23 protein-coding genes are annotated in these 26,170 nt (G+C 44.8%); 16 read left to right on the top strand and 7 right to left on the bottom strand.

What is annotated here, in order from left to right:
- Positions 1 to 209: 209 nt before the first annotated feature.
- The 6 genes from FTU42_RS11095 to FTU42_RS11070 all read left to right on the top strand — a co-directional run bounded on the left by FTU42_RS11095 (position 210) and on the right by FTU42_RS11070 (position 3,914).
- The gene (locus FTU42_RS11095; protein WP_005169565.1) at positions 210 to 656 is read left to right on the top strand and encodes an SRPBCC domain-containing protein; all 447 of its coding nucleotides are present in this window, start codon (positions 210 to 212) and stop codon (positions 654 to 656) included.
- A 122-nt stretch (positions 657 to 778) separates the two neighbouring features.
- Positions 779 to 1,117 carry a zinc ribbon domain-containing protein YjdM gene (locus tag FTU42_RS11090; RefSeq protein WP_180083400.1) on the top strand — a complete coding sequence of 113 codons (339 nt, stop codon included), beginning with the start codon at positions 779 to 781 and terminating at the stop codon, positions 1,115 to 1,117.
- Positions 1,118 to 1,241: 124 nt separating this feature from the next.
- Positions 1,242 to 1,607 (top strand): 5-carboxymethyl-2-hydroxymuconate Delta-isomerase, encoded by a 366-nt coding sequence (locus FTU42_RS11085; RefSeq protein ID WP_159516157.1) that lies wholly within the window; start codon positions 1,242 to 1,244, stop codon positions 1,605 to 1,607.
- 428 nt (positions 1,608 to 2,035) lie between these two features.
- Positions 2,036 to 2,476: a nuclear transport factor 2 family protein gene (locus FTU42_RS11080; RefSeq protein ID WP_180083399.1), complete on the top strand. Its 441-nt coding sequence runs from the start codon at positions 2,036 to 2,038 to the stop codon at positions 2,474 to 2,476.
- A 50-nt stretch (positions 2,477 to 2,526) separates the two neighbouring features.
- Entirely contained in the window at positions 2,527 to 2,736 is a 210-nt protein-coding gene (locus FTU42_RS11075; RefSeq protein WP_227523645.1) for a hypothetical protein, read from the top strand.
- A gap of 122 nt (positions 2,737 to 2,858) precedes the next feature.
- On the top strand, positions 2,859 to 3,914 hold the full coding sequence (locus tag FTU42_RS11070; RefSeq protein WP_180083398.1) for a DUF1176 domain-containing protein: 1,056 nt from the start codon (positions 2,859 to 2,861) through the stop codon (positions 3,912 to 3,914).
- A 75-nt stretch (positions 3,915 to 3,989) separates the two neighbouring features.
- Here FTU42_RS11070 and FTU42_RS11065 read toward each other — a convergent pair whose 3' ends face one another.
- The gene (locus FTU42_RS11065) at positions 3,990 to 4,757 is read right to left on the bottom strand and encodes a hydroxymethylpyrimidine/phosphomethylpyrimidine kinase (RefSeq protein WP_074383471.1); all 768 of its coding nucleotides are present in this window, start codon (positions 4,755 to 4,757) and stop codon (positions 3,990 to 3,992) included.
- Positions 4,758 to 4,855: 98 nt separating this feature from the next.
- Here FTU42_RS11065 and FTU42_RS11060 point away from each other — a divergent pair, with 98 nt between their 5' ends.
- Complete coding sequence (locus tag FTU42_RS11060; protein WP_100329157.1) at positions 4,856 to 5,503, top strand: HAD-IA family hydrolase; 648 nt, start codon at positions 4,856 to 4,858, stop codon at positions 5,501 to 5,503.
- Between the two features lie 193 nt (positions 5,504 to 5,696).
- On the opposite strand, the gene FTU42_RS11055 is transcribed toward FTU42_RS11060, so the two are convergent.
- Both FTU42_RS11055 and FTU42_RS11050 read right to left on the bottom strand, forming a co-directional pair.
- A complete protein-coding gene (locus tag FTU42_RS11055; protein WP_257225579.1) occupies positions 5,697 to 6,113 on the bottom strand; it encodes a hypothetical protein in 417 nt (138 codons plus the stop codon).
- A 51-nt stretch (positions 6,114 to 6,164) separates the two neighbouring features.
- Positions 6,165 to 6,773 carry a DUF805 domain-containing protein gene (locus FTU42_RS11050; protein WP_074383468.1) on the bottom strand — a complete coding sequence of 203 codons (609 nt, stop codon included), beginning with the start codon at positions 6,771 to 6,773 and terminating at the stop codon, positions 6,165 to 6,167.
- A gap of 451 nt (positions 6,774 to 7,224) precedes the next feature.
- On the opposite strand from FTU42_RS11050, the gene FTU42_RS11045 reads away from it, so the two are divergent.
- Positions 7,225 to 9,336, top strand: a complete 2,112-nt coding sequence (locus FTU42_RS11045) for a TonB-dependent receptor (protein ID WP_180083397.1) — start codon at positions 7,225 to 7,227, stop codon at positions 9,334 to 9,336.
- A 114-nt stretch (positions 9,337 to 9,450) separates the two neighbouring features.
- Here the strand turns inward: FTU42_RS11045 and FTU42_RS11040 are convergent, their stop codons facing one another.
- The 3 genes from FTU42_RS11040 to FTU42_RS11030 all read right to left on the bottom strand — a co-directional run bounded on the left by FTU42_RS11040 (position 9,451) and on the right by FTU42_RS11030 (position 14,522).
- Positions 9,451 to 10,734, bottom strand: a complete 1,284-nt coding sequence (locus tag FTU42_RS11040; protein WP_004645882.1) for a ribonucleotide-diphosphate reductase subunit beta — start codon at positions 10,732 to 10,734, stop codon at positions 9,451 to 9,453.
- A gap of 677 nt (positions 10,735 to 11,411) precedes the next feature.
- Positions 11,412 to 11,540 carry a hypothetical protein gene (locus FTU42_RS14920; RefSeq protein WP_257225578.1) on the bottom strand — a complete coding sequence of 43 codons (129 nt, stop codon included), beginning with the start codon at positions 11,538 to 11,540 and terminating at the stop codon, positions 11,412 to 11,414.
- 144 nt (positions 11,541 to 11,684) lie between these two features.
- Positions 11,685 to 14,522, bottom strand: a complete 2,838-nt coding sequence (locus FTU42_RS11030) for a ribonucleoside-diphosphate reductase subunit alpha (protein WP_180083395.1) — start codon at positions 14,520 to 14,522, stop codon at positions 11,685 to 11,687.
- A gap of 566 nt (positions 14,523 to 15,088) precedes the next feature.
- On the opposite strand from FTU42_RS11030, the gene bfmR reads away from it, so the two are divergent.
- Complete coding sequence (gene bfmR / locus FTU42_RS11025; protein WP_005097931.1) at positions 15,089 to 15,805, top strand: response regulator transcription factor BfmR; 717 nt, start codon at positions 15,089 to 15,091, stop codon at positions 15,803 to 15,805.
- Positions 15,806 to 15,847: 42 nt separating this feature from the next.
- Positions 15,848 to 17,515 carry a sensor histidine kinase BfmS gene (gene bfmS / locus FTU42_RS11020; protein WP_005097929.1) on the top strand — a complete coding sequence of 556 codons (1,668 nt, stop codon included), beginning with the start codon at positions 15,848 to 15,850 and terminating at the stop codon, positions 17,513 to 17,515.
- A gap of 71 nt (positions 17,516 to 17,586) precedes the next feature.
- On the opposite strand, the gene FTU42_RS11015 is transcribed toward bfmS, so the two are convergent.
- Positions 17,587 to 17,943, bottom strand: coding sequence for a hypothetical protein (locus FTU42_RS11015; protein WP_180083394.1), 357 nt, complete (start codon positions 17,941 to 17,943; stop codon positions 17,587 to 17,589).
- 572 nt (positions 17,944 to 18,515) lie between these two features.
- On the opposite strand from FTU42_RS11015, the gene ndhC reads away from it, so the two are divergent.
- From ndhC to nuoG, 6 genes are all read left to right on the top strand, one after another.
- Positions 18,516 to 19,061, top strand: coding sequence for an NADH-quinone oxidoreductase subunit A (gene ndhC / locus FTU42_RS11010; protein ID WP_005097926.1), 546 nt, complete (start codon positions 18,516 to 18,518; stop codon positions 19,059 to 19,061).
- 6 nt (positions 19,062 to 19,067) lie between these two features.
- Positions 19,068 to 19,748 carry an NADH-quinone oxidoreductase subunit B family protein gene (locus tag FTU42_RS11005; RefSeq protein ID WP_005097925.1) on the top strand — a complete coding sequence of 227 codons (681 nt, stop codon included), beginning with the start codon at positions 19,068 to 19,070 and terminating at the stop codon, positions 19,746 to 19,748.
- A gap of 90 nt (positions 19,749 to 19,838) precedes the next feature.
- A complete protein-coding gene (gene nuoC / locus FTU42_RS11000; protein WP_005097924.1) occupies positions 19,839 to 21,626 on the top strand; it encodes an NADH-quinone oxidoreductase subunit C/D in 1,788 nt (595 codons plus the stop codon).
- Positions 21,627 to 21,640: 14 nt separating this feature from the next.
- Positions 21,641 to 22,150 carry an NADH-quinone oxidoreductase subunit NuoE gene (gene nuoE, locus FTU42_RS10995; RefSeq protein WP_004280775.1) on the top strand — a complete coding sequence of 170 codons (510 nt, stop codon included), beginning with the start codon at positions 21,641 to 21,643 and terminating at the stop codon, positions 22,148 to 22,150.
- Entirely contained in the window at positions 22,147 to 23,478 is a 1,332-nt protein-coding gene (gene nuoF / locus FTU42_RS10990; protein ID WP_074383464.1) for an NADH-quinone oxidoreductase subunit NuoF, read from the top strand. Before nuoE ends, nuoF begins: the two co-directional genes overlap by 4 nt.
- A gap of 11 nt (positions 23,479 to 23,489) precedes the next feature.
- Positions 23,490 to 26,168: an NADH-quinone oxidoreductase subunit NuoG gene (gene nuoG, locus FTU42_RS10985; protein WP_180083393.1), complete on the top strand. Its 2,679-nt coding sequence runs from the start codon at positions 23,490 to 23,492 to the stop codon at positions 26,166 to 26,168.
- Positions 26,169 to 26,170 lie beyond the last annotated feature (2 nt).

Here is a 26,170-nt window from a genome sequence, read left to right as displayed (position 1 = left end):
CCCCGGTGCTGCCGGGTTTTTTTATCCTTTATATTTAGTTATATCGGAATGTCAGGACTTTAATACAGATACATAGTCATTATATATACCAGATTGAGGATTGCGTAAAATCAGTTCTATGGATGCTCAGCTTGGTCTGGTCAGTCTATACAAGAGAAGGGCAATATCCCTCAATAAAAATACATAATAACAATAAGGGACTAGGCAAAATGAGTTACACCCTAAAAATGCATCGAGTGTTTAGTGCACCTCCGGAGCGGGTGTATCGTGCTTTTGTTCACCCGGATGCCCTGGCAAAATGGTTGGCACCACATGGTTTTATTGCCAAGGTAGAACATGCGGAAGTCAAACCCGGCGGCAGCTATAAAACCACCTTTACCAATTTTTCCACTGGTACCCAGCACCATTTTCATGGGATTTATCATGAGGTGATTCCCAATCAGTTACTGCGTTATACCGATCAGTTTTCGACACCAGATCTGCAAGGTGAAATAGAAGTCACTGTGATCTTTGAAAAGGTTTCAGTCGGTACAGGCCTGCATATTATTCAGGTCGGCTATCCCGATTTAGTGCCGCCTGCGGTATGTCACTTAAGTTGGCAGGAATCATTCCAGCTACTTTCCTTGCTGGTGAATCCGCATATCCCGGATAATTAATGCTTGATGATTATGAGCTGGCCTTCAACGAAACTCCTGTTCAAAAGCGCATCTCTGCAAAGATGCTATACTGTGATCTTATTTGTTTCATTTATTTAATTTTTCTCTTTTTCGAGGTTCTTATGGGTCTGCCAAACTGTCCAAAATGCCAATCTGAATATACCTATGCAGATGGCGATCTACTGATCTGCCCTGAATGTGCACATGAGTGGAAAGAAGGCGAAATTACTGAAGAACAAGTGATCATTAAGGATGCTCATGGCAATGTGCTGGCGGACGGCGATAGCGTGACGGTGATTAAAGACCTGAAAATCAAAGGTTCATCTTCAGTGGTGAAAGTGGGTGCCAAAGTCAAAAGTATCCGCCTATTGCCGGATGCTGCCGATGGTCATGATATCGATTGTAAAATCGAGGGAATGGGCCCGATGAAGCTAAAATCTGAATATGTAAAGAAAGCTTAAATCTGGCATCAGACTAGAATTTTAACTGGACATGAGACGGTGGATAAATCGTCTCATTGCTAAAATTCAGCGTTTATTTTTTATGTAGTCCCAATCCTCACGTTTTTGATCCGAGATCACTCGTATGCCACATCTGCATCTGGAATATTCTGACAATCTTCAACATCTGCTCCAGACTCAGCCGCTCTTGCTGGCCATGCATCAGGCATTGTTCAATGCAGGCTATGTCAGCGATCCCGATGATTTAAAAAGTCGTGCGATTATGCAGCAGGATTATGTCATTGGACTGAGTCCACGGACAGATCAGGCCTATGCACATGCCAAAGTCTCACTATTGAGTGGACGTAGTGTCGAAGTGCGTCAGGCGATTTCTGCATTGGTGCTTGAGGTGATGCAGCAATCTATTGCTCCACAGCCCGAATTAAAAATTCAGCTCTGTGTCGAAATTATTGAAATGCCAAAGCAGACCTATCGTAAAGCCATTATCTGAATGATGGTTTTTATCTGTTGATATGACATGGATCAAATGCCTTAAAACTTTATCAATGCCATACGAAATTTATAAACAGATCGACTTGGTTTGTAATGGTCAGCTATCTTATTCAGATCTAAAATTATTTCTATTTTTAAATGACGCTTTATGTCATTTACAGGCATGCAATAAAAGTTCTAAAGTAACTTTTAATCGCTGCTGATTTTTGAATCATCCAATCTAGAAACGGCATATTCATCCTGATTGAAATAAAAATAATTTAAAAAAATAATCTTCAGGTGAGCTGAACCGAATCAGGCAGTGGGGAGAGCAAAGCGAGAATAACGCTTTAGCATAGGCAAAATAATAAGAACAAAAGATCAGAAATCCGGTGAGTTGATTGAATCCCGATTTCAGGTCTGACTTGTCCGGTTGAGGAAAATTTGATGCAGGTTTTTGGGGATAAACAATTGGCTCAGGAAGTCATGGCATTTCTTCAGGAATGGGATAATGCCGTAGCCAGACTTGAAATTCAGGATATTGTTCAGTTATGCCGACCGGAGATTCGTCTGGTCGATGTCAGTACTGAAATAAAAGGCATAGATGCCTATCAGGCGCTCTGGCTGCAATATCGGCCTTTTATACCTGAAGGAATCCGGATAGAGCGTCAAGATATCAATATTCATGTGAGCACTGATTTAGCCTTGGTCGATGGCTATGTTCGGGTGAATTATGCGGTAATTGAGCCGATTTTCCAGTTGGGCTGGTGCCGGGTCAGTATGTGTCTCAGCAAGCAGCAGGGACGATGGCAATTGTTGCATCAACATACCTCAGTACCGGTACAACTCGAAACCCGTAAGATGCGCAGGATCAAAAGCGTCAGTTAAGTCATAAGCTCAAAAAATTAAGTGCAATATCTTGGTAAATGATTACAGGCATGCTTTATCAGGACACCATTCAGCAAAAACTGAATATACTCAAAGACTATCGTCAGGGAGCCGGGATGTGGGACGGTGCAATTCAGACCTTTGACAGGCTAGAAAATTCGATCGATACCCCGAAGCAGGAAGCGAGGAATCCAAATGTGCAGAATGTCAAAGTGGTCGGCTGGAACCTTCGAGTGAAGAAGCCGCACTGGATTAGCTGAATACAATTCTGAATCCACTGGCCATGATCGGGATTGTGTTTTTGTTCATGGTGCTGATTTTGCTGAATGGTAAAGAGATGCAGTCAGCCACCTCGGCAAGCATTTTAAATAAGGACTAAATGATGAAACAACAATGGAGATACAGCATCAAAATAATGAGTGTCGCATTTGGTCTGGCCAGTATCAGCTCATTAAGTCTTGCTGCTATTCAGGGGCTGCATTTTTCACATAAAGATTGGGAAATGGCCTGCGACAATACCGGTACCTGCCGCGCTTCTGGTTATCAGTCGGATCAGGAGATTAATCGACCAGTTTCAGTTTTATTGATGCGCGCAGCAGAAACGACCAGTGCGGTACAAGCAAAAGTCCAAATTTTACCCCTGCAAGCTGCAACATCGACAGCTCAGCTTCAGTTACAAATCGCGGGCAAGCCCTATGGTGTTATTCGTTTAGATCAGCAAGGGATAGGTCAACTGAGTCGTGCACAAACACAAGCCTTATTAAAAGCAGTTCAAGGCACGGATCCAGTGATATTTAAGAATGCACAATCACGCTGGACTTTGTCGACAGCCGGAGCCAGTGCCGTTTTGCTGAAGATGGATGAATTTCAGCGCCGCCTCTCTACGCCCTCAGCCTTGATCAAGCCTGGAAAAAAATCCAGTCAAGCGGTGCTTAAAGCCGCAGCGATCCCGCAAATTATGATACCCAAATATCAGTCAGGCAAGATCACTCACGCGAAACTGAATACGGCGGCGGGTCAGCAGATGATTCGGAAACTGCAAGCGAGCACTAACGAAGATCAATGCGATTTGCTGTTTAGCCAACATTTTATGCCGGATGATGTCATGACGATTTATCCCATCAATGCTCAAAATCAGCTGATTCAGATCCCTTGCTGGCGTGGAGCCTATAATATGGGCAGCGGTTTTTGGCTGATAGATCAAAACAAGCAACCGAGACAACTGGTGACCACCTCCGGAGAAACCTTTAGCCAAGGCCAGATATTTTCCGGGCATAAAGTACGTGGTTTGGGTGATTGTCTGAGTCAGGACGAATGGGCATGGGATGGTAAAACATTTGTCAAAAGTTTCAGTAGCCTGACCGTACAATGCAAGGGCTTTGCTGGCGGTGCCTGGGATTTGCCGACCTATGTAAGCACAGTCATTCCCCTTAAATAGTCATATCCTGCATAAAAATAAACGCTATAAAAAAGCCTGAATCATTCAGGCTTTTGAATTTAAAAAAATATCATCTTAAAAGCGTTTTGGAATTCTCTGACCATTCGGAACAGGGATGTCGGCAATTTTTAATACCCCAAACAACCAGGTCTCTGCATGCTGTACCGCCGTTTTGAGTTGATCACCCATGGCCAGACGCCCGGCGATGAAGCTGGCCAGTGAACAACCCGAACCATGATATTCACCCTCCAGACGTGGACAGCGGGTCTCATTAATCAACTCGCCCGCGATATACAGACTGTTCTGAATATAATCCGGCGTATCTTCATGACCGCCTTTAACCAGAACTGCTTGTGCACCCATATCAAATAGTTTTTGAGTGGCCAGCTGCAGGTCTTCTTCACCTGTTAAAGCACGCAGTTCAACCGTATTCGGAGTTAGAAGGGTAGCCAATGGAATCAGTTGGGTAAATGCTTTGACCAGTGTCGCCTGATTGCCCAATGAACCGCCACTATTTGCCACCAGAACCGGATCGAGCACATATAGATAGTCCGGATGTGCAGTCAAAAACTCCGCCAGTGCTGCGATATTCTCTGTGGTGCCTAACATGCCAGATTTAATACAGCGAATTGGCAGGTCATTCACCACGGCATTGGCCTGAGCCAGCAGCAGCTCTTTAGATGTCGCTTCAAAACCAAAAACCTGCTGTGAATTTTGAATGGTGAGGGCTGTGCAGGCAATTGCTGCATGTGCACCACTTTGACCAATGGCTTCAATATCTGCCTGAAGACCGGCTCCACCTGAAGGGTCTAAACCGGAAAAGCAAAGTACGGTAGGGCGCAAAATGATGTCCTTCATTCACTAAAATTACATTAGTATAGGCAAATTTGAATGAACTCTCGATATTAATTTATATCGGTGCTGATGAGAGGGGATGGGCTGTGATTAAGAATATTTTAATTGATCTGGATGGGACATTAACTGATCCTAAAGTGGGGATCACCACGTCTGCGCGTTACGGTCTGGAAAAGGTGGGTCATCCGATTAGCGATGAGATCAATATCGACTGGATTATCGGTCCTCCCTTAAAAGCCTCGCTGGCCAAACTTTTAAATATCGAGACCGATCATATTCTGGCTGAGCAGGCGTTGATGGCTTATCGCGAACGTTTTGCAGTGAAAGGCCTATATGAAAATCACGTTTTCGAGGGTGTGGCAGAAACGTTGGCAGAACTGAAACGCCGTGGTTATCGTTTGTTTGTCGCTACGGCAAAACCGACGGTTTATGCCAAACAGATTTTAGAGCATTTTGATCTGGCTCAGTATTTTACTGAAATTTATGGCAGCGAACTCAATGGTGACAGAACCAATAAAGGTGAGCTGATTCAGTATATTTTAGAACAGCAACATTTAAAGGCCGAAGGCTGCATCATGGTCGGTGACCGTGAATACGATATTTTTGGCGCACGTCATAATGGCATTGACTCGATTGCAGTGAGCTATGGCTATGGCAGTCAGCAAGAGTTAGCGCTGGCACAACCCAAATATCAAATAGACCACTTTGACCAGTTGCTCAATTATTTTAAGTGAAGATGAAACAGTCTTATGAACGGTCGTGATGGTTCTGAGGCAGAAAGCAGCTAGGTCATACTGAGCTGCTGAGATTAAAAAATCCCGCACAGTGCGGGATTTTTTAATTTGGGCTAAAAGAATTAAAGCGTCAAAAACCAGGTTGATGCCAACACCACCATAATAATGATCACCAGCAAAATTTTGATGATCGTCATCTGATGTTGGGGGGGGCTCGGTCTTTGGTCAAGGCATTTCCGGCATGGTCAAACAGGATGACATTTTGTGCCTTACTTTCATAACCCAGTTCCAGTAATGCCCGCTTTTCAAGTTCGGTTAAACCATCTTCAGGAACATCCATAATTTGCAGCAGCGCAATAGAACCAAATAGCATCTTCATGGCCGATGAGGGTAAAAGTTGCTTCAGTGTTCCTGAGGCGGCATCAAAGTCCGCAATAATGCTCCGAGGATGGGCATAAGGCACATCGGGTAGCAGGGTATGTATAATCGTGCCATCCATATTCATCAGCTGCATTTTATCTTTGTAGATTTGCACCCATACAGCATCTGGAAATTTCACTAATTGATCTTGCAGCATTGAGAAGGTCTGATTTTGTTGATATTTACTCATTAAATAAGCGATAAACAAATCCCGCATCAAGACGGGATTTGTAAGATTCAGTTATTTTGCTGGAGCACCATATTCATTATTTTGTTGCTTGGTTTCAGTTGCCCACCACCAGATCAGCACCAGAATACCAATCACGGTCAGCATCAGTAATTGCCACCAGCCAGAGCGTCCTACATCATGCAAACGACGAGCGCCAACGGCCAGGCTTGGGACAAGAAGTGCCAGATTAAGCAGGCCATTGAGCAGTGGTTGAGTGCCTAAGACTTGATCAATGACCTCCGCAATAATGCCTAAAATTACACAAAACAGCATAAAGAACCAAAATTCTTTACGGCGTGCGCGGCCAGAAAAGTTTGCATAGTTGGTCAGACATTTTACAAACCAGTCAATGCTGCTGTAATTTTCCTCGGCCTGATCCAGATTGGAGTATTTACCCAGCTGACTGGAAATCTTTTCTCCCATATAAATAGAATTGCCTGAGGCCAGATACACCTCAGAGGCTTCACCTGTGCTGTTGCCAATAAAATCGACCCGATCGCCACGCGAAGGTGGACGCTCACTACGCCAGTCCGCGCCATTAAAGCTATAGCGCTGATTATCATCCCCCGAGATAAAACCGGTATTGTGTTGAATAGAAAAATCAAGGATTGAACCTTTCATGCTTGTTCTCGTCTATTAAGCTGGATTATTGTTTTAAAGTGATGCAATTTATTCGCCGAACCATTTTAGATTGATGCAGTCGCCAACATAAAGCCCGAAGCATCGGTTTTTGATGATTCATTTTTATTCAGATAACAGATTCTGGCAAAGTCTGCTAGAAATGCTGTTGATTTGTTTCATAAAGTCATCATTAGCTTTATAAAGCAATAGAATGTCAAAGAAACCATTTATGTTGGACAATATTGCATAAATTCAAAGAGCATTTTGATCCATGACTTCAATATTTAAACCACATTATTCAGCATTTTAAAATTAAAATTTCTGTATTGATTTTATAAAGATAACTCGAATCCACTGAACATAGACGATCCAGCTGACTGAATAGAATAAATAGATATGTTCCAGCCAGACCTATTTTTCTGAGTCATCCTGTGATCAGGAAGCGAATATGATGCAGCATCGACTTCAACATCTGCCGATAAAAACCACCTTATCCGCTTTAATCGCCTGTATCAGCCAGACGCTATACGCACAGAATGCGGTGACAGAAGTACAAAAACTTGCGCCCATTATTGTGCAGGCGACCCGTACCGACCGGGAGCAGTTGACCACGCCTGCATCAGTGTATTATCTCAATCAAGAACAAAATCAGGGCATGAATGTGAACCTGTCGGAAACTTTAAAAGGCATTCCCGGTTTACAACTCAATAATCGGGAAAACTATGCACAAGACCTACAAATTTCGATACGTGGCTTTGGTGCGCGTTCCAGTTTTGGCGTGCGTGGGGTGCGTTTATATGTGGATGGAATTCCAGCCAGCATGCCGGATGGACAGGGGCAAAGCTCGAATATTGATTTAAATAGTCTGGATCATATCGAAGTATTGAGTGGTGCCTTTTCCTCACTGTATGGTAACTCTTCAGGCGGAACGATTTTAACCACCACGCGAGAGGGGCAAGGTGCTGACTCGATTGAGCTGGGGTATTCTGCCGGCAGTCAACATAAAGGCCAGACCAAGCTGGTTGTGCAAGGGGGTTCAGAACATGCCAATGAGCCGGGTTATATCATCAGCTCATCCTATTTTGATACTGGAGGTTTCCGGGAGCATAGCGGCGCGCATAAAGTTCTAAGCAATGCCAAGCTGACCTGGGAGCTGGATGATGGTTCTAAAATCAACTGGATCAATAACTATGTGAAAATTGCTGCCGATGACCCGGGTGGTTTAACTCGCGAACAGTGGCAGGCCAACCCGAAACAGGTCGCTGCGAATGTCCGTTTATATCATGCACGTAAAGATATCGAACAGTTGCAAACGGGTTTAACTTGGACTAAGCCGATCAATGATCAGCATGAACTCTATGGGATGGCCTATTGGGGACAGCGTGAAGTCACGCAATATCAGTCGATTCCCCGTACAGCACAAGCTGGAATCAATCATGCAGGTGGTGTAATTGACTTCGACCGGAATTTTTATGGTGCGGATCTGCGCTGGACGGGTAGGGAGATTGTTCCTGATCTTCAACTGATTGCAGGTCTCGCTGTGGATGCCATGAGTGAAGAACGCAAAGGCTATCAAAACTTTTTAGGTGATCGCTTGGGGGTTAAAGGCGAACTGCGCCGAGATGAAGACAATCGCTTGTGGAATCTTGATCCTTATTTACAAGCATCCTATGCATTCTTGCCAAACGGGACATTCGATGCTGGTTTGCGTTATAGCAATGTGCATTTTAAATCTAAAGATAAATTCCTGTCCAATGGCGATAATTCCGGTAAAACCGATTATCAAAAGTTATTGCCCTCTTTAGCTTTAAGCTGGCAGCCCTTACCCGAATTGATGGCCTATGCCAGTTATGCGCAAGGTTTTGAAACGCCAACCTTTACCGAAATGTCCTATCCTGCAAATACTGCCGAAAACCGTAGCTTTAGTTTAAAGGCAGCAGAAAGTGAAACTTATGAAATTGGCTTAAAGTCCGCTAATCGCTTCGGTGACTTTACTGTAGCCGCTTTCCAGACCCAAACTGAAAATGACATTGTCTCTGCCGGTAGTGATGGTGGACGTTCAACCTTCCGTAATGCCGATAAAACCTTCAGAAAAGGGGTGGAACTTTCCTGGAACAAACAGCTGTGGCGTGACCTAACCACACAAGTCAGTTATAGCTATATTGATGCGACTTTTGATGCAGATATTCCTGCGATTGGGGCAATTGCTGCGATTGCAGAAGGGAACTATATTCCAGGGATTGCTAAAAATCAGGCATTTTTATGTCTGGGTTGGAAGCCTGATCAGGGGCTACAGGCAGGACTCGACCTTCGTTATAGCGACAAAATGTATGTGAATGATTTAAATTCTGATGCTGCTCCAAGTTATGTCGTGACTGCAGCGAATGTTGGTTATCACTGGAAAATGCAGGATTGGGCGGTGAATACTTTTGCACGTGTCGATAATGTGTTTGATACAGATTATTCAGGTTCAGTAATCGTGAATGAAAGCAATGGCCGTTTTTTTGAACCGGCAGAAGGGCGAAATTGGAGTGCGGGGTTGAGTGTGACGAAGGAGTTTTAATGCAAACAATGAAAAGAAGAGGATGAATGATCATTAAATTCAGTCGATAAAAAAACCGCCACGAATGGCGGTTTTTTTATTCATAATACTTTATATATTATGTGATATTTCCAATTACCAGCTTAACGCACCGCCAGTCTGATAGTCCGTAACACGTGTTTCGAAGAAATTCTTCTCTTTACGCAAGTCCATCATTTCTGACATCCACTGGAACGGGTTGTTCACACCAGCGAACTGTTCAGGCAAGCCTAACTGCGCCAGACGACGGTTAGCAATGAACTTCAGGTATTCTTCCATCATGCCAGCATTCATGCCAAGTACACCGCGTGGCATGGTGTCACGAGCATATTCGATTTCCAGCATCGTACCTTCAAGAATCATCTGGATGATTTCTTCCTGGAATTCAGTGGTCCATAAACCTGGGTTTTCGATCTTGATCTGGTTAATCATATCAATACCGAAGTTCAGGTGCATGGATTCATCACGCAAAATGTACTGGAATTGCTCGGCAACACCATTCATCTTGTTACGCCGGCCCATCGACAGGATCTGGCTGAAACCGCAGTAGAAGAAAATCCCTTCAAGTACACAGTAGAATGCGATCAGGTTGCGCAGCAGGATTTGATCATTTTCAGGTGTACCGGTTTTGAAAGTAGGATCACTTAAAGACTGGGTATATTTCAGACCCCACGCTGCTTTACGTGCCACTGACGGAACTTCGCGGTACATGTTGAAGACTTCGCCTTCATCCATACCGAGCGATTCGATACAATACTGGTAAGCGTGTGTATGAATCGCTTCTTCAAATGCCTGACGCAAGATGTATTGACGGCATTCAGGGTTGGTAATGTGACGGTAAATCGCCAATACCAGGTTGTTTGCAACCAGTGAATCGGCAGTCGAGAAAAAACCGAGTGAACGCATGACAATGGTACGTTCATCTTCAGTCAGGCCGTTTTCAGATTTCCAAAGTGCGATGTCATGGTTCATGTTGACTTCTTGCGGCATCCAGTGGTTTGCACATCCATCAAGATACTTCTGCCAAGCCCATTCGTATTTGAATGGTACCAGCTGGTTCAAGTCGGCACGACAGTTGATCATCGCCTTGTCGTCAACCTGTACACGCTGTGCACCCATTTCAAGCTCTTCCAGACCTGGAGCAACATCAAGTTGTTCTAGGGAAGCAGATGCTCTTGCCAGCGAATCGGTTGGATTTGATCCTCGGTTTTGAGTGGCTCTAAGGGGTTGTGCAGCTGCCACATCCGGCGATGCGTTGCCTGCATCAGATACCATCTGTGAATTAGTCGCTTTTTGCGGCTCGACGGGCGCAGGCTGCTGTTCAGGAGCAGCCGGTTTTTGCGAATCATCTTCGAAATCGTCCCAACTTAGGATAGACATGGGATTCTCCTTAAGTATAAAAAGGTGAACCCCATTTGAAATAGAGACAAGATTATAAACCTGTCTCTGTTTCAAAACCATTTCATATATTAATGAAATGGGCGGGGGTTCCTATTCCTTTAAAATGTTTAACAAATTTTGGTCAATTGGAAAAACAGCTAGTCTGTCTCTCTGATCGACACAATGCCTAAAATCTTTCATGATTTCATCACTCGATTTTGTTGTATGTAGCAACCAAATCGATTTCTGTAATCTTTCATGCTCATATTTTCCAAGAGCTTGATAAATCTTGGAATAGTTTGAGCGTGGTTTATTGTGTAGATCGTAACTTAAACACATGTAGTGCATTGAAAACTCCTTTAACTTTGGATAAGTAAGACTGTAAATTGCATTGCATTTTTAAAGCTCCTAAAAACAATGTTTTAGATTAAAAATGAGAATTAACAGTTGACTCAAAACTCAAAGTGAACGAAGATTTCGTTACTTTCTTTGCTGAAAGTTATCAGTCAACCGTGTTCTCGGTTATCTGAGATTGATGGAGGGGATACTGCAATATCCCCAACATTTTTCTCAAATCTTTTCTAAATTTCTAATTACTTTTTATCTTTCGTAACCTTCAATCTAGATTTGATTTTGTATTGCTACATAATCAAAAGAAGTAATTCGTCTAAAGAAAACTACTTATTTTGTTTACGCTGCTGGCGAACTTTGAGCCAGAAATAAGCAATTGGTAAATAAAAAGTAATGCCAAAGGAAATCAGCAATGCCGCAAGTCCTAACATGTAGTTGTGGGTCATATGGGGCATTGAGGTTTCCTTATTTGTATTAAATTCTAAATCCTCCCCAAACCCCTCCTTTAATAAAGGAGGGGGCTTCCATCCACCTATTTTGATTTCTGGAAGTTCCCCTTTGTAAAAGGGGGATTTAGGGGGATTCTAGAAACTCGCCAATTACTGACAAGCCTCACAATCAGGGTTGTCAATCGAACATGCCATTGGCACTGGTGCTGCTTGCGCAAAACCATCTTCCTCTGCAGGAACTTCAGATTTTTTCGCTTCAACCACCGGAGCAACTGCCGCAGCAGGAGCAGCAACGGTGGTTGCTTTAACCGCATTCAAGGCGCCAGTATTAATAGTCGATTTTTCAGCAGAAGTTGCACCCAATGCACGTAGGTAATAAGTCGTCTTAAGACCACGTAACCAAGCCATTTTGTAAGTGATGTCCAGTTTTTTACCATTTGCACCAGCGATGTAAAGGTTCAGAGATTGAGCCTGATCGATCCATTTTTGACGGCGTGATGCAGCATCTACGATCCAACGTGTATCTACTTCAAATGCAGTCGCGAAGATGGCTTTAAGCTCTTCAGGAATACGGGAAATCTTCTGTACAGAGCCTTCGAAATGTTTCAGGTCGTTGACCATTACTGCATCCCAAAGGTCACGTTCTTTCAACGCACGTACCAGGTACGGGTTAATCACGGTGAACTCGCCAGACAGATTCGATTTCACATACAAGTTCTGGAAAGTAGGCTCAATGGATTGAGACACGCCACAAATGTTAGAAATCGTTGCAGTCGGAGCAATTGCCATCACGTTTGAGTTACGCATACCGTCTTTTTGAACTTTGGCACGTAAAGTGTCCCAATCCAAACGTTGAGTGCGGTCTACTTCGAACATACGTTCAGGACGTGTTTTCGCAACCAGATCCAGTGAGTCGATTGGTAAAATACCCTGATCCCACAATGAACCTTTAAATGTCTCATAGGTACCACGTTCAACAGCAAGGTCACTTGACGTTGAAATCGCGTAGTACGAAATCACTTCCATTGATTCATCAGCAAACTCAACCGCCGCGTCAGAACCATAGGCCAGATTCATTTCGTATAAAGCATCCTGGAAGCCCATGATACCCATACCGACTGGACGATGTTTCAGGTTTGAATTACGTGCTTGTGGAACAGCGTAGTAGTTGATGTCAATCACGTTGTCGAGCATACGCACAGCCGTTTTTACTGTACGTGCCAGTTTTTCGCGATCCAGTACACCGCCTTGCACGTGTTGAACCAGGTTGATCGAACCTAAGTTACATACCGCGATTTCTTCTTTGCTGGTGTTCAACGTAATTTCGGTACACAAGTTAGAAGAATGCACTACACCAACGTGTTGCTGTGGTGAACGTAAGTTACATACGTCTTTGAAGGTGATCCATGGGTGACCAGTTTCAAACAACATCGACAGCATTTTGCGCCACAAATCTTTTGCACGGATTTTCTTGTGCAGCATGTTTGTTTCTTTGGCAATACCTTCGTAGTAAGCATAACGCTCAGCGAATTCTGCACCGGTCAAATCATGTAGATCTGGGGTTTCAGAAGGTGTGAACAATGTCCATTCCGCATCTTCAAATACACGTTGCATGAACAGGTCAGGAACCCAGTTCGCTGTGTTCATGTCGTGGGTACGACGACGGTCATCACCGGTGTTTTTACGAAGTTCCAGGAATTCTTCAATGTCCAGGTGCCAGGTTTCAAGATATGCACAAACTGCACCTTTACGCTTGCCACCTTGGTTGACCGCAACAGCCGTATCGTTCGCGACTTTAAGGAATGGAACTACACCTTGCGACTTACCATTGGTGCCTTTGATGTAAGAGTTTAAAGCACGCACTGGTGTCCAGTCGTTACCCAAACCGCCTGCCCATTTAGACAGCATGGCGTTATCACGTATTGCGCCATAAATATCATACAGGTCATCATCAATGGTGGTTAAGTAGCAGCTCGACAATTGTGGACGAAGCGTACCTGAGTTAAACAGGGTAGGCGTCGATGCCATATAGTCGAAGCTAGACAACAAGTTATAGAACTCGATGGCACGTTCTTCACGGTTTTCTTCATTGAGCGACAAGCCCATAGATACACGCATAAAGAACAATTGCGGCAATTCGAAACGTACGCCATCGGAATGGATGAAGTAGCGGTCAAATAAAGTCTGTAGACCTAGGTAGGTAAACTGGTTTGAGCGTTCTGGTTGAATCGCCGCTGCCAGTTTCGCCAGATCAAAGTTAAGCAGTTCTGGTGAAATAAGCTCAAGCTCAATTCCTTTTTTCAGGAAAGTTTCAAGTGCTTCACCTTCATGCGTATCCGTAGGCAGACCCAGGAATTTCAAACCAGTCGCCACCAGATCATCACGCAACAAACGTGCGGTCACATAGGTGTAGTTCGGCTCTTGCTCGATCCGGGTACGGGTCGCCATCATCATGGTGGTGGAGATGTCAGACTCTTTTACACCGTTGTACAGGTTTTTCACGGTCTCATCGACAATGGCTTGTACATCAATTCCTTCAAGGCCTTCTGCTGCTTTAGTAACATGCGCAGTTAAAGCACTTAAATCAAGTGGCTTAAGTTGGCCTTCAGCATCGGTAATTTGCAGGGTCGGGTGATGGTGTGCACCTAACTGTTTACGTGCTTCAGAACGTTGTTCACGGTAAATGACATAAGAGCGTGCAACTTTCTGTTCGCCCGTACGCATTAGCGCAAGTTCAACTTGGTCTTGAATTTCTTCGATATGAATCGTTCCGCCAGAAGGTAAACGGCGTTTAAAGGTATTTAGTACCATTTCCGTCAGTTGCTCGATACGATCATGGATCCGGCTCGAGTCAGCGCTTTGCTGGCCTTCAACCGCCAAAAACGCTTTACCAATTGCGACAGAAATTTTTTCTGCATCAAAAGCGGCAACATCACCGGTGCGTTTAATCACCTGAAGTTGACCAGGAGTTGAAGTGATTACGCTCATGTTAGCATAGCTCCATTGTCATCTATTTTTATGTTTATGGACCGTTTGAACTGGGCAAGTTTCATGCACAGTGTTTGAGGAATAAACACAAGACCTAGTGGTTTTAAAATTAATTGAACACAAGATACGGGAAAATTTAGGGTAGATCAATATTGACATTTAGCTAAATATTTTTCTTAAGTTTTGCTTTAATCCTTGTAAAAATATCGCTATTTTTATTGATTTTTGTATAAGCCTTATCAGGCAAGGCATAGCATAACAAAGTCCCGAGAAAGTGCTTATAGATAACATTGTGGATAACTAAAAAGTGCTGAATCAAGCAGTCATATTTTGTTCATGTAATAGTTGTGTAAATCACAAATCAGATCTAAATCACTGTTTCAAGCATAGTTGCCCAAAAAATGCACGATAAAATATTACAAAATGCTATCTTGATGTATCAGTTTGGTGAACGCTATCTTGTTTACAATGTAAACGTGTGTATATTGCAAGCATATTAAAAACGTATCTATTGGATTTCAAAAGGATACGCCTATAGCGTAGATCCACCAAATAAGGGGCAATACATGAGCCAAGAAGAAAAGTTACCCAAGATTTTAATTGTTGAAGATGATGAGCGTCTTGCTCGTTTAACGCAAGAATACCTCATTCGTAATGGACTTGAGGTTGGGGTGGAGCCGGATGGTAACCGTGCCATTCGCCGGATTATCGCTGAGCAGCCAGATATGGTGGTGCTGGATGTGATGTTACCAGGAGCGGATGGTTTGACCATTTGTCGTGAAGTGCGCCCGCATTATCATCAACCGATCTTGATGTTGACTGCGCGTACTGAGGACATGGATCAGGTCTTGGGTCTGGAAATGGGTGCCGATGACTATGTCGCTAAACCGGTACAACCACGTGTATTGCTGGCACGTATTCGTGCATTACTGCGTCGTACGGACAAGGTGCCTGAAGATGAAGTGGCACAGCGTATCGAATTTGATGATCTGGTCATCGACAATGGTGGTCGTTCAGTCACTTTAAATGGTGATCTGGTTGATTTTACCAGTGCGGAATATGACCTGTTGTGGTTGCTTGCATCAAATGCTGGCCGTATTCTTTCCCGCGAAGATATTTTCGAGCGTTTACGTGGCATCGAATATGATGGTCAGGATCGTTCAATCGATGTGCGTATTTCGCGTATCCGTCCAAAAATTGGTGACGATCCAGAGAATCCGAAGCGTATTAAAACCGTGCGTAGTAAAGGTTATCTATTCGTTAAAGAAACTAATGGTATTTAAGCAAATGTACGTTGTTGCTTGAACGAGCGGGATAAACTATAGGTGTTTAAACACAGTATATTTTTGCGTATATACGCAGGACTCGTCATCCTTGTCGTGTTGGTGGCTGTGTTCGGCTATCTGTTGGTACAGATTATCAACTATCAGCGTGCGCAAGAATATCGTGAGTCTCTGACTGATGGTATGGCCTATATCATCAGTGAGGGGGTCGCGCGCCAGCCAAATCTTCAGCAAAAGATGGATTGGGTTTCCGATGCTTCTGATTTGCTGGAATTGCCAATTCACTATGTAGAAGCCAGCAAGGTGGATATCACCCGTGCTGAAGGTCGCCGTATTGCAGATCGTAAAGCCGTGGTGCGCTGGGATGCCAAAACCGGCATTGCCTATATTGTGGTGGGGCTGCGCGATGACCCGAATCATTACCTGTATATAAAGGCCGACAGTATTACCGAGCGCCAGATGAAGGCGCTTCCGGTCTTTATTCTGGATTATCTGGTCTATTATCCGGGTCAGGAAAAAGAATATCTGTCCGCTATTCAGGATCATTTTTCTTATCCGGTATCGATTGAAAACGTACAGAGCTTACCTTTAGATTCCGAGCAGATCGGGCGCTTGCGTCTTGATCACAGTATTATCCTGTATCGGGATAGTGCCTCAATCCGTGGCACCACCATTTCAATTATTTCGCCAATTCCAGGTTCGACCTCACAAGTCTTGGTGATGGGACCGGTGCCATTGTTTAACTGGATGCCATTCCAGTTAGCGACTGGTATTACCTTATTGAGCCTGTTTGTGCTGAGTCTGGGGGTGTATGGTTTGCTGGTGCCAATGCAGCGCAAGTTGCGTGAAGTCAGCTATGCCTTAAACAAAATGAAAACCGGTAATATGTCATTGCGTCTTCCTGTAGAAGGAAGTGACGAAATGGCAACGCTGGCCTCTAGCTTTAACAATATGTCTGATCATATTCAGCGCCTGATTGAAGCCCAACGTGAATTGATGCGTGCGGTGTCGCATGAACTTCGTACACCAGTGGCGCGGATTCGTTTTGGTGTGGAAATGATGGCAGATGAAGATGATTACGATTATCGTCTGCAACAGGTCGAACAGATTGATAAAGATATTGAGGCGCTGAATACCCTGATTGACGAGATCATGACCTATGCCAAGCTAGAACAGGGCATGCCTTCGATCGAGTTTGAAAAGGTCAATCTGTTTGAAGTGCTGAATCAGGTAGCTCTGGAAACTGAAGCATTAAAAACCCAGAAAATCATTGAGCTACATTCAATGCCTGATGTGGTGGTTGAGGCAGAACGCCGTTATCTGCATCGCGTAATTCAGAATCTGGTCGGCAATGCGGTACGTTATTGCGACAATAAGGTGCTGATCAGTGGTGGTCTGGATCAGGATGGTCAGGCTTATGTCTCTGTTGAAGATGATGGCCCGGGAATTCCGGAAGTGGATCGTGCCCGGGTCTTTGAAGCCTTTGCCCGGCTGGATGACAGCCGCACCCGTGCTTCGGGTGGCTATGGTTTGGGTTTATCCATTGTCAGCCGGATTGCGTACTGGTTTGGTGGCAAGATTCATGTGGATCAAAGTCCGAGCTTGGGTGGTGCGCGCTTTATCATGAGCTGGCCTGCACAGCGTTATGTAAAGAAGAGCAAGCGCAAGTTGGCAGAAAAGACTGAGGAAATCAGTGATCATTCAGCTTGATGTTATATAAATGCTTTTGAGTTATAAAAAAAACGATGCCTGAGCATCGTTTTTTTTATTGGGGAAGAATTTTATTCCTGAATGGTGGCATCCGGCTCAATCAATGGTTTGCCTTCTTTTAGGCCATGCAGGGCTTCAGGATTGAAGTCGATCATTAGCTTGGTATTTTTTCCATCAATGCTATAGCGCTGGATCAGCCTCTGATCACCAGATAAAGTTTCGACTTTGTATTCATCGGCAATATTCATGATGCCATCCAGATTAATGCTGGAAGAGGCATGATCCTCTTGAAACAGTGCATGAATATCGCGCAAGTCAAAAGCGACCTGCCTCATATTGGGGTGTTTCTGAACATAATCTTGGATATGTCGCACCAGTAACTGGGCAAATAAAAAATAATTCGGCTTATGCGAGAAGCGTAGAGACATGCAAGGACTCCTTATTGTTACTTTATTAATGTCATTATGTGGCTTAGAAATACAAATAACATATTCTGAATCAGTCTGTTGGGTGTGTTGCAAAAAGATACAATTGCTTGCCTTGAGTGAGGCTGGGCTTAAAGTGCTTTAATCCAAGTTAAAATGTGAAAATCATGTTAAATATCAAATTAAATCAAAAGCTTTATCCGCTGAAAGTTATGGATAGAATAAGTTTTTGTCTGATTTTTCTTTGCTTTGGCCGTGAAAGGGGCTATATCTAAGCCAGAGGCCAAGCAAGAATGATCTGAAATGGATTTATTTTTCAGGAATGCTGTTTATAGAAAAATTAATAGAAAATTAAAACTTAATCCAATAAAACGATTAAATCAGATGTTGAGAGATCAAACGCAAATTAAATGCTGAAATGCCTAAAAAATCATCCCAAAGACTAAGGCTTATAAACTAGCAAGTGAAATCCAAAATCAGGTACAATTGGCGGGATTAATTTTGTGTTTGGTGTATTTGAAGGCCAATACATACATTCTTTGTTAATAAATAGGCCTGCCAGGAGTTATCCCCGCATGAGTGCTATTACTCCATACGAATGGGCAATTATTGCCTTCGTGATCGGCGTTACATTTTTATGCGTCTTTATGCTGACCGTCCCATTACTCCTCGGGGGTAAATCATGGGGCCGTGCCAAGCAGGAGCAGTTTGAGTCAGGTGTTGTTGGTGCAGGTGGGGCTCGTATCCGCTTGTCTGCAAAGTTCTATTTAGTTGCAATTTTCTTCGTGGTGTTTGATTTAGAAGCACTTTATCTATATGCATGGGCGGTTTCTGTTCGTGAAGTAGGTTGGATTGGTTTTGCAACTGCAGCTATCTTTATTTTAGTTTTACTTGTTGGTTTGGTTTACGAATTATCCACAGGCGCACTCAACTGGGCACCTTCAGACAAACGTAAAGCCGCAGGAATTAAAGCTAAGATTGGTTCGCCAAATATGGATCTAGCAGAAATTACGCGCTTTAACTCAATTGAAGAATTGGTAATCGACCCTACAGGTCAAATCCCAGCTCAATCCTCTGGTCGTGTGAAAAGCTCACCGGCTAAATCATCTGATAAGGAGTAAGACGGGATGAAATATACATTAACCCGTGCGAATCCGGATGCTGATCAATATCCACTTCAAGAGCGTATCCTTGTAGAAGATCCGTTACTTGAAGAAGAAGTGAATAAGAATGTATTCATGACTCGTTTAGAGGATGTGGTACATACAGCAGTCAACTGGGGTCGTAAAAACTCAGTTTGGCCGTTTAACTTTGGTACATCATGCTGCTATGTAGAGTATGCGACGACCTTAACCGGTGTGCATGACTTGTCACGTTTTGGTGCCGAGGTGATTCGTGCTTCACCGCGTCAGGCGGATTTAATGATTGTGGCGGGTACCTGCTTTGTGAAAATGGCGCCTGTCATTCAACGTTTGTATGAACAGATGCTTGAACCGAAATGGGTCATTTCAATGGGGGCATGTGCCAACTCAGGTGGGATGTACGACATTTATTCAGTGGTACAAGGTGTGGATAAAATCATCCCGGTCGATGTTTATGTTCCCGGCTGCCCACCACGTCCTGAAGCTTTGATTCAGGCATTAATGCTGTTGCAAGACCAGATTCAACTCGAGCGTCGTCCGCTTTCTGCGGTGATCGGTGATGATCTTAAGCCAGTGTATAAGCCAAAGATGATGCCGGAACGTGACCGTAAGAAAGATCAGCGTGTTGCTGTGAAGAACTTGCGCTCTATGGATGAAATTAAATAATTTAAACGACTGGTCTTTTTTGCTGCACCCGCTATGGGTGTAATTGTCGTTTAGGTTGACTGAATTTGTATTAAATAGGAAGCCAAGCCAATGGCTGAAACTGACATTGCTATGCCAGAATCAACACCAGTTGATTCACGCCCAGCATTTGCCATCATTGAAGAACTCAAAACCAAATTTGGTGAGAACTTCTATGTGCAAACGACTTTCGAGGATTTCCCGACAGTCTGGGTTGAGCGCGCACGTGTACAAGAAGTTTTAATGTTCTTGCGTACAGTATCACGTCCTTACGTGATGTTGTTCGACTTGTCTGCGGTAGATGAGCGTCTGCGTACGCACCGCGACGGTTTACCTGCGTCTGACTTCACAGTGTTCTACCACTTGTTGTCGCTCGAGCGTAATACTGACATTCGTATTAAGGTTGCCTTAGCTGAAAGTGATCTGAATCTTCCGACGGCAACCAACATCTGGCCAAATGCCAACTGGTACGAACGTGAAGCTTACGATATGTTTGGGATCAATTTCGAAGGGCATCCAATGCTCCGTCGTATCTTGTTGCCAACCTATTGGGAAGGTCATCCGCTACGTAAAGAATATTCTGCACGTGCGACTGAATATACCCCGTATTTACAAGACAAGGCCAAGCAGGACTACGAACAGGAACATCTGCGTTTCGTGCCTGAAGATTGGGGTATGAAGCGCGGTAATGCCGATGAAGACTTCATGTTCCTGAACTTGGGGCCTAACCATCCATCTGCGCACGGTGCATTCCGTGTAATTTTGCAGCTGGACGGCGAAGAAGTGAAAGACTGTGTGCCTGATATCGGTTATCACCACCGTGGTGTGGAAAAGATGGCTGAACGTCAAACCTGGCATTCATTCATTCCGTATACAGACCGTGTCGACTACTTGGGTGGTTGTGCACAAAACATGCCTTATGTGATGGGCGTGGAGCAAATGGCGGGCATTACTGTACCGGACCGTGCGCAATGTATCCGCGTGATGATGTCGGAATTGTTCCGTATCAATAACCACTTGTTGTTTATTGGTACTGCAATTCAGGATGCCGGCGGTATGACCCCAGTATTCTATATGTTCGCTGACCGTCAAAAGATTTATGACGCGATTGAAGCGATCACGGGTTACCGTATGCACCCAGCTTGGTTCCGTATTGGCGGTACTGCGCACGACCTTCCAAACAACTGGCAGCACCTCATTCGCGAAATCCTCGACTGGATGCCGAAGCGTATGAATGAATACTACACAGCTGCATTACGCAACTCTGTATTCATGGGTCGTACACAAGGTGTAGCGCAATATGACGCTAAATCTGCATTGGCTTGGGGTGTAACCGGTACTGGTCTTCGTGCAACAGGTATTGACTTTGACGTTCGTAAATATCGTCCGTATAGCGGCTACGAAAATTACGATTTCGAAGTTCCTTTAGAGTACGAAGGCGATGCTTATGCACGTGTCATGGTTCACTTCCGTGAAATCGAAGAATCACTGAAAATCGTCAAGCAATGTCTAGACAACATGCCGTCTGGTGCGTACAAAGCAGACCATCCACTGGCTGTTCCACCACCAAAAGACAAGACATTACAAGATATTGAAACCTTGATTACGCACTTCTTAAGCGTATCTTGGGGTCCTGTAATGCCGGCAGGTGAAGCATCTGTGATGGCGGAAGTGGTGAAAGGTGCGTCGAACTACTACTTGACTTCAGACAAGTCAACCATGAGTTACCGTACCCGTATTCGTACACCAACCTTCACGCATTTACAGCAAATGCCTTCTGTGATTAACGGCAGCCTCATGTCTGACTTAATCATTTATTTAGCGACCATTGACGTCGTAATGGCTGACGTGGATCGCTAAGGGGTAAACGCATTATGATGATTTTGACTGATAAAAAGCCACGTGTGAACGTTGAAGGAATTTTGACTGCGGACGAAATTCACGATATCGAACATCACATGGGGCACTATCCATACCCACGTGCGGCATGTCTGGACGCGCTAAAGTGTGTACAACGCCGTAATGGCTGGGTAGATGATGCGCAAATGAATGCCATCGCGCAAATGCTGAGCATGAGCGTTGCAGATCTGGAAGGTGTGGCAACCTTCTATAACCGTATTTACCGTCAGCCGGTCGGTCGTCACGTAATTTTGTTATGTGATTCGATTGCGTGCTTCTTGATGGGTGCGGAAACTTTGGCAGAAGCATTCCAGCGCGAATTAGGCATTCAGTTTGGTCAAACGACTGCAGATGGTCGTTTTACCTTGCTGCCAATTTGCTGCCTGGGCAACTGTGACAAAGGTCCAACCTTAATGATTGATGAAGACACGCACGGTCTGGTTGAAGTGACTTCGGTGAAACAGCTGTTGGAGAAGTATGTATGAATACTGAACCAAAACCAATTTATGGCGACGGTAACCCGGAAACGCATCCACTCACATGGCGTTTAAGCAAACAAGCGAACGTACGTAATGCAGATGATTACGAAGCGCTCGAAGGTTATGCAGGCTTTAAAAAAGCCCTGTCGATGTCGCCTAAAGATGTATTGGACGTGGTGAAGGCAGCGACTGTTAAAGGTCGTGGTGGCGCAGGCTTCCCGGCAGGCATCAAATGGTCACTAATGGCGCCAAATGACAATTCAGGTCCACGTTACCTGATTTGTAATGCCGATGAGATGGAACCAGGTACCTTCAAAGACCGTTTGTTGATGGAAGATCTTCCACATCAACTGATCGAAGGGATGCTGATCGCGGGTTATACGCTTGAAGCAACCCATGGTTATATCTTTATCCGTGGCGAGTACATCGAAGCGGCTCAGTACTTAAATGAAGCGCTTGAGCAAGTTCGAGCCAAAGGTTACTTAGGGGATAACATCCTGGGTACCGGCTGGAACTTCGAGTTACACGTGCATACCGGTGCAGGTCGTTATATCTGTGGTGAAGAAACTGCATTGATTAACTCGCTTGAAGGCCGTCGTGCCAACCCGCGTACCAAACCGCCATTCCCGCAAGTTGCAGGTGCTTGGGGTCGTCCTACGATTGTCAACAACGTAGAGACCTACAACAACTTACCCGCCATCATGCTGCGTGGCCCTGAATGGTATATCGGCTTGTCTGCGGGCAAATCGAAAGATCCAGGTACCAAAATCTACGGTGCATCAGGTAAAGTGAAATTCCCGGGTCTATGGGAATTGCCTTTTGGTACGACTGCGCGTGAAGTGATTGAAGATCACGCGGGTGGTATGCGTGACGGCCTGAAGCTGAAAGCATGGTTACCGGGTGGTGCATCAACGGACTTCCTGGCGGCAGAGCATATCGATCTTCCGATGGATGCGGAAAGCATCATGAAAGCAGGTTCTCGTTTGGGAACATGTCTGCTCATGGTGGTTGATGAAACCCAATGTATGGTTTCAGCAACACGTAACCTAGAAGAATTCTTTGCACGCGAATCATGTGGTTTCTGTACCCCTTGCCGTGATGGCTTGCCTTGGGCAGTGAAAGCGTTAAAAGCGCTGGAAAATGGCACAGGTAAACAGGAAGATATCGATCACTTACAAGAGTTAACGCGTAAGCTTTGGATCGGTAAGACTTTCTGTGCCCACGCACCGGGTGCAATGGAACCGCTCATGGGCGCACTCAAACATTTCCGTGGCGAATTTGAAGCGAAGGTGGTGAATGCCGCTGCTCAAGTTAGCTCCGTAGAACAAGCTTAAGGAATTCGACTATGGCTACAATTCATGTCGATGGCAAATCGTATGAAGTCAACGGCTCGGAAAACTTGCTACAAGCATGTTTGAGTCTTGGCATTGATATCCCATACTTTTGTTGGCATCCGTCCTTAGGTTCTGTCGGTTCTTGCCGTCAATGTGCCGTGACTCAATACGCGAATCCGGAAGATACCCGTGGTCGTTTGGTCATGTCATGTATGACGCCTGCATCTGACAATACCTACATTTCGATTGAAGACAAAGAAGCAAAAGATTTCCGTGCTTCGATTGTTGAATTCTTGATGACCAACCACCCGCACGACTGTCCGGTCTGTGAAGAGGGTGGTCACTGTCATTTACAAGATATGACCGTAATGACGCAGCATGACCGTCGTCGCTACCGTTTCACCAAACGTACCCATTACAACCAAGAGCTTGGCTCATTCATTTCTCACGAAATGAACCGTTGTATCGCCTGTTACCGTTGTGTGCGTTATTACAAAGACTATGCAGGTGGTACGGACTTCGGCGTGTATGCCAACGCATCACGTGTGTATTTCGGTCGTCCGGAATCAGGCACTTTAGAATCTGAATTCTCGGGTAACCTGACTGAAGTTTGTCCAACAGGTGTATTTACCGATAAAACTCATTCGGCACGTTATAACCGTAAATGGGACATGCAATATGCGCCAAGCGTATGCCAAGGCTGTTCTTCAGGTTGTAACATCTCTCCGGGTGAGCGTTATGGTGAACTTCGCCGTGTCGAAAACCGTTTCAATGGTGAAGTTAACCAATACTTCCTATGCGATAAAGGCCGTTTCGGTACAGGTTATGTGAACCGCGAAGACCGTCCGCGTCAGCCACAATTCCGTAAAGGTGCGACTGTAGAAACTGTTTCAGTAGATGCAGCACTTGATACGATCATTGCAAATATCCAGGACAAAAAAGTTTTGGGGATTGGTTCACCGCGTGCATCACTTGAATCAAACTTCGCGCTGCGTGAGTTGGTGGGTCAAGAGAACTTCTCAACAGGTTTATCTCAAAAAGAGCAAAATCTGGTTGAACTTGCAGCTTCAATCATGCAAACCGAGGGTGTTTACAACCCGAATATGCGTGAAATTGAAAGCTATGATGCAGTTCTGATCTTAGGTGAAGATTTAACCCAAACTGCGCCTCGTATGGCTTTATCTGTTCGCCAAGCTGCGAAAAATAAAGGCAAAGAGATGGCAGCGGAACGTCGTACCCAGGAATGGCTGGCTGAGCCGGTACAACGTATTGCTCAAGATGCGAAATCTCCGATTTACATCCTGGCTGCGACACAAACCCGTTTGTCTGACGTAGCGGAAGGCGAAGTGGTTGCTTCTCCAAACGACATCGCGCGTTTAGGTTTTGCTGTTGCTGCGGGCGTGAAGGGTGAAGTAATTCTCGGTTTAGATGACGATGCGAAAGCATTTGCACAAACGATTGCCGACACCTTAAAAGCTGCGAAAAAACCATTGATCATCTCGGGTACCAGCTTACAAGATGCATCAATCATGGAAGCTGCTGCACAAGTTGCACAAAATCTGGGTAATGCAGGCTTGACCTTGACAGTTCCTGAAGTGAACTCGATGGGTATGGCAATCTTCGGTGGTCAAAGCTTAGAGCAAGCCTTTGCACAAGATTATGATGCAGTGATCGTGGTTGAAAACGATCTGTATCGTCGTCTACCTGCTGCACAAGTGGATGCTGCACTTTCAGGCAAAGACGTGATTGTTTTAGATCACTCTGAAACTGAAACAGTGAAAAAAGCCGACATCGTGCTTTCTGCTGCAAGCTTTGCTGAAGGTGATGGTACGGTGGTATCGCAAGAAGGCCGTGCACAACGTTTCTACCAAGTGTATGACCCGAGCTACTACAATCCTGAATTGGCAATCAAAGAATCTTGGCGCTGGTTACACGCTCTGGAAACAGGCGTGAAAGGCAAAGCGATTTCTTGGACGTTGCTGGATGATGTGATCGAGTCAGTTGCGAAAAATGTACCTGCTTTAGACGGTATTTTGGATGTAGCACCAGATGCGGGCTTCCGTGTCCATGGTCTTAAAGTAGCACGTGAACCACGTCGTTACTCAGGTCGTACTTCGATGCGCGCGCCATTGTCTGTCCATGAGCCAAAACAGCCAGTGGACAAAGACTCTGCATTAACCTTCTCGATGGAAGGTTATGTCGGAACTCAAACACCTTCAGCACTGGTACCATTTGCATGGTCTGCCGGCTGGAACTCGCCGCAAGCCTGGAACAAATTCCAGGACAATGTCGGTGGTCATTTGAAAGGTGGTGATTCAGGCGTTCGTTTATTCGACCGTTTGGCAAAACTTCCGGCACGTACCTTTGTTGCACCGGCACCTGTTTTGGTTAATGCTGAAAGCTTCCGCCTAGTTCCAATGCACCATATTTTTGGTTCAGGTGAATTCACCGTAAAAACACCAGCAATGGAAACACGTATTCCTGAAGCGGTATTTGCAGTGGGTGAGCAGGATGCAGCACGCTTAAATGTTCAAGATGGTCAGACAATCACGGTGAAAGCAGGTGAGACGTCAATCGTTCTTCCAGTTCAAGTGATTGAATATTTACCGACAGGTTATATTGGCTACCCAATCGGTCTGGCACCGACGGTATCTCTTGCAGAGCCTGTTTCAGTCGCGGTAGGAGTGTAATT

The organism is Acinetobacter sp. YH12102 (genome assembly GCF_013419125.1).
GTDB classification, from domain to species: Bacteria; Pseudomonadota; Gammaproteobacteria; order Pseudomonadales; family Moraxellaceae; genus Acinetobacter; species Acinetobacter pseudolwoffii.
Note: the sequence above shows the minus strand (reverse complement) of the source record. Positions and strands in the feature narration are given on the sequence as shown.